Source organism: Nocardia spongicola (assembly GCF_047200775.1).
GTDB lineage: Bacteria > Actinomycetota > Actinomycetes > Mycobacteriales > Mycobacteriaceae > Nocardia.
Genome location: NZ_JBJZOO010000034.1, coordinates 1 through 4,433 on the forward strand (window position 1 = coordinate 1; position 4,433 = coordinate 4,433).

5 protein-coding genes are annotated in these 4,433 nt (G+C 61.0%); all 5 read left to right on the plus strand.

All coding sequences use genetic code 11. From position 1 onward, the window contains the following. Positions 1 to 175 precede the first annotated feature (175 nt). The 5 genes from ACL02S_RS23970 to ACL02S_RS23990 all read left to right on the plus strand — a co-directional run bounded on the left by ACL02S_RS23970 (position 176) and on the right by ACL02S_RS23990 (position 4,334). Complete coding sequence (locus tag ACL02S_RS23970; protein WP_412804760.1) at positions 176 to 784, plus strand: cupin domain-containing protein; 609 nt, start codon at positions 176 to 178, stop codon at positions 782 to 784. After that, entirely contained in the window at positions 784 to 1,215 is a 432-nt protein-coding gene (locus ACL02S_RS23975) for a rhodanese-like domain-containing protein (RefSeq protein ID WP_412804761.1), read from the plus strand. Before ACL02S_RS23970 ends, ACL02S_RS23975 begins: the two co-directional genes overlap by 1 nt. A gap of 260 nt (positions 1,216 to 1,475) precedes the next feature. Continuing rightward, a complete protein-coding gene (gene lysS, locus ACL02S_RS23980) occupies positions 1,476 to 2,975 on the plus strand; it encodes a lysine--tRNA ligase (RefSeq protein ID WP_412804763.1) in 1,500 nt (499 codons plus the stop codon). A gap of 116 nt (positions 2,976 to 3,091) precedes the next feature. Continuing rightward, on the plus strand, positions 3,092 to 3,451 hold the full coding sequence (locus ACL02S_RS23985) for a histone-like nucleoid-structuring protein Lsr2 (RefSeq protein WP_412804762.1): 360 nt from the start codon (positions 3,092 to 3,094) through the stop codon (positions 3,449 to 3,451). A gap of 235 nt (positions 3,452 to 3,686) precedes the next feature. Next, the gene (locus tag ACL02S_RS23990) at positions 3,687 to 4,334 is read left to right on the plus strand and encodes an FHA domain-containing protein (RefSeq protein WP_412804764.1); all 648 of its coding nucleotides are present in this window, start codon (positions 3,687 to 3,689) and stop codon (positions 4,332 to 4,334) included. The last annotated feature ends 99 nt before the right edge of the window (positions 4,335 to 4,433 follow it).

Here is a 4,433-nt window from a genome sequence, read left to right on the forward strand (position 1 = left end):
CCTAGGTGATGGGGGAATTCGGCGCAGGCCGGGCAATACCACGCTGCGGTCTGCTACGATGTTGCTCGTGTCTTTCAGCGTGAGCGCCCAGGAGTGTTGTCGAGGCTGACATGCCTCGATCGATCGAGGCTGACTACCTGCCCTCGACCGATTTCATTCTCCTGGAGATTCGCTCATGCGTTCTTCTGTTCCCGCCATTCCCTACACACGTAATTCCTTATCGGCCGCCGCGCCGCTGGAGCGATCGACCGGGCTCATATCTCCGGCCCGGCTTCGCCCGCCTGAGCTGCTGAGATCGACCGATGAATGCGCGGAAAGCGTGTTGTCGGGGCATTACGACCACCTGCTTCCCGCGAGCGGCCACTGGCCGGTCGATCAGCGCTGGGCTATCAGGTTGTGGAACGGTGACGAGGTCGACTTCTGGCTGATCAGCTGGGTGCCGGGCAAGCCGACCGGCCTACACGATCATGCCGGATCGCTCGGCGCTCTGACTGTGCTCAGCGGCACGCTGTCGGAATACCGATGGAACGGAACGGAACTGCGGTACCGCACGCTGATGGCGGGTGATCAGGCAGCGTTTCCGGTCGGTTGGGTGCACGACGTCGTGCGGGCATCCGCTGGTGTTTCCGGTGCCACTGAATCCGCAGGCGCCATCGAGCCGACGTTGAGTGTGCATGCCTATTCTCCGCCGCTCACCGCAATGTCGTACTACGAGGTGACCGAGCACGGCACCTTGCGGCGCACTCGTACTGTCCGTACCGACCAGCCCGAAGGTGATATGTGATGACCCGTTCGACCATCGATCGGATGTTGGAGAACGCACGGGACCAGCTGGCCCGGATCTATGCCTTCGAATTGCCGGAGGCGATCGCTCGGGGCGCCATTCTGATAGATATCCGGCCCCAGGCGCAGCGGGAGCGCGAGGGCACTTTGCCCGGCGCCTTGGTGATCGAGCGCAATGTGCTGGAATGGCGGCTCGACCCGACCAGTTCTGCCCGGCTGGCGTTGGCCGTCGATCACGAGGTCGAGTGGATCGTTGTTTGCTCCGAGGGATATACCTCCAGTCTGGCCGCTGCCACACTGCAACAGCTCGGGCTGCGTCGGGCGACTGATCTGATCGGTGGCTATCAGGCATTGCGGGCGGCGGGATTGCTGAACGTCGCCATGCATGCACCGCACTTCGCACGTGAGGTCGACGCGCTGGTCTCGCTGTAATTCCCGGTACTGCTATACAGGATCGAATTACCCGGGCGCTCAGGTACTTTCGATCTCGTAGGATGCGCGGCTGATTTCGGTTCCTCGATCAGCGGCCCGGTTGTCCGGCCGTGTGACGGGACCGAGACCGTTTTGTTACGCTCGGCGCTAAACCCTGGGGCGGCCCGCAAAACGATTTCTGGTGCACGCTAAGGTTGCTCGTCGTGAGCACTCCCAACTCCGCATTCTCCAGCGCATCGACATCGGATTCGCGGCCTGCTGTGACACCCGGCTCCGATGACGCTCCGGAACAGATACGGATTCGCCAGGAGAAGCGGGAACGGCTGCTCGCGTCCGGCGGTGAGGCATATCCGGTTGTTGTGCCACGAACACACACTCTTGCCGAAATTCGGGCCGCATACCCGGACCTGGCCGCGGACATCGCCACCGGTCAGCAGGTCGGCGTAGCAGGTCGCGTCATTTTCCTGCGTAATACCGGCAAGTTGTGTTTTGCGACACTGCAGGAGGGGGACGGGACCAAGCTACAGGCGATGATCAGCTTGAACGGGGTCGGCGCCGACTCGCTTACCGCCTGGAAGGCCGACGTCGATCTCGGTGATTTTGTTTTTGTGCACGGTGAAGTCATCTCATCGCGGACCGGAGAGTTGAGCGTTCTGGCCGATTCCTGGTTCATGGCGGCCAAGGCCCTGCGACCGCTGCCGGTGGCGCATAAGGAGATGAACGAAGAGTCACGGGTACGGCAACGTTATGTCGACCTGATTGTGCGTCCGGAGGCCAGGGAAATGGCGCGAACACGCATCGCTGTTGTGCGTGCGCTGCGCAATGCGCTCGAGCGGCGGGGATTCCTCGAAGTGGAGACCCCGATGTTGCAGACGCTGCACGGCGGCGCCGCGGCCCGGCCGTTCATCACCCATTCGAATGCCCTCGATATGGATCTCTACCTGCGTATAGCGCCTGAGCTGTTCTTGAAGCGCTGTGTGGTCGGTGGCTTGGAGCAGGTTTTCGAGATCAACCGGAACTTCCGCAATGAAGGCGCGGATTCCACGCATTCTCCTGAGTTCGCCATGCTGGAGACATACCAGGCATACGGGACCTATGATGATTCGGCCCTGATGATCCGGGAATTAGTGCAGGAAGTTGCCCAGGAGGTGTTCGGTACGCAGGTGGTGACGCTGGCCGACGGCACCGAATATGATCTGAGCGGCGAGTGGGCAACCATCGAGATGTATCCCTCACTATCGGATGCGCTGGGTGTTCGCGTCACTCCGGAAACATCGGTCGCCGAATTGCGCGCACTCGCGGATCGGGTCGGACTGGAAATTCCCGAAGACAAGGGCTATGGCCACGGGAAACTTGTCGAGGAACTATGGGAACACCAGTACGGTGACAAGCTGCACGCGCCGACTTTCGTGCGTGACTTCCCGGTCGAGACCTCCCCGCTGACCAGGCAGCACCGCAGTGCGGCAGGCGTCACCGAGAAGTGGGATCTCTATGTACGTGGCTTCGAGTTGGCCACGGGCTATTCGGAGTTGGTCGATCCGGTGATCCAACGGGAGCGATTCGTCGACCAAGCGCGGCTGGCCGCGCAGGGCGATGACGAGGCGATGATCCTGGACGAGGACTTCCTCGCCGCGATGGAACACGGTATGCCACCGACTACCGGTACAGGTATGGGAATCGATCGGTTGCTGATGGCGCTGACGGGATTGGGAATCCGGGAAACGATACTGTTCCCAATTGTGCGTCCGGTCACTAGGTGATCGCTGGATTACAAAGCCGCGACTCCCGTCTTGGAATTTCCGAAATTCAAGGTATTCTTGCCTCGTATAATCGGCCTAGCATGCGGGTCGCACGATTTCGAGAGGACGTTCATCTCATGGCAAAGAAGGTCACCGTTAGCCTGATCGACGATGTCGACGGTGAGTCCATCGCAGACGAGACCATTGAGTTTGCGATCGACGGTGTGTCGTACGAGATCGACCTGTCGTCAGCAAATGCTACGAAGCTGCGCGATGGATTGGAAGAGTGGGTTTCGAGTGCACGACGGGTCAGTGGCCGGCGCAGGGTCAAGGCCGCAACCGTCGCTGCGGGTGCTCCTAAGAGCCGGGTCTCCATCGACCGGGAACAAAGTGCCGCAATTCGCGAATGGGCGCGGCGGAATGGACACAAGGTGTCCGCGCGTGGTCGTATCTCGGCCGACATCACCGATGCATACAACAAGGCCGCGAAGGGCTAGTTGAATTCTGTCCGCCGTCCCGGCGAATCGTGCGGCGTCGGGGCGGCGGTCTTGTTTTGTGATAGGGCTTCGTTATAGTGGCGAGACCGGATGGCACGGCCGTCCGAGGCGGTGTCGATCTCCATGGCGTCGATCCCTATGACGTCGGTCGACTCCGCTATGACATCGGTCGAATCGATCTTGCTCGGAGTACCCGGACGCGGCACCATGGAAACGTGTGACGGTCACTGGCGGTATGGAGAAGCGAGGTATCAGCGCAGTGACAAGATTCATTGGATCTTTTTTGCGATTCACCGATGACGCGGGCAGGCAGCAGGAGCTCATGCTCACGCCCGACCGCGGCCGTGTCACCATCGGGCGTTCCATGCATGCCGATCTCGCCCTGAGCTGGGATGCCGAGGTTTCCCGGCTGCACGCGGCGGTCGAATACCTTGGTGCGCACTGGACCATCGTCGATGACGGTCTTTCCCGCAACGGAACCTTCGTCAACGGTGACCGGCTCGCGGGCAGGCGCACACTGAAGGGTGGCGATGTCATCCGGATGGGCACCTCACGAGTCTCCTTCCATGATTTCGGTGGTGTGGCCGACGACATCACCCGCGCCTCGACCGGCTCGATTCCCACTGCTCGTTCACTGACCGCGACCCAGCGTTCGGTATTGATCGCGCTGTGCCGCCCGTACAAGCACGGGGCGGGTTTCGCCACGCCCGCTTCCAATCAGCAGATCGCTGACGAGTTGTTCCTCAGCGTCGATGCGGTCAAGACCCATTTGCGCACGCTGTTCGCCAAGTTCAGTGTGGAGGATCTGCCCCAGAACCAGAAGCGGGTGCGACTGGCCGGACTGGCCATGCAGAGCGGGCTCATCTCCGATCGGGATCTGTGAGCTGTCCGCCGGAGACGTTCGCGTGTAGCACTTCAATGCAACGGAATTCGCCTTTCCGGGTGCTGTCTGTGCGATAGCGTTCTAGAACTGGTTTCAGTA

Coding starts and splice junctions, on each gene's coding strand:
- ACL02S_RS23975 (WP_412804761.1), top strand. CDS start 784: ATGACCCGTTCGACCATCGATCGGATGTTGGAGAACGCACGGGACCAG.
- ACL02S_RS23970 (WP_412804760.1), top strand. CDS start 176: ATGCGTTCTTCTGTTCCCGCCATTCCCTACACACGTAATTCCTTATCG.
- ACL02S_RS23990 (WP_412804764.1), top strand. CDS start 3,687: ATGGAGAAGCGAGGTATCAGCGCAGTGACAAGATTCATTGGATCTTTT.
- ACL02S_RS23985 (WP_412804762.1), top strand. CDS start 3,092: ATGGCAAAGAAGGTCACCGTTAGCCTGATCGACGATGTCGACGGTGAG.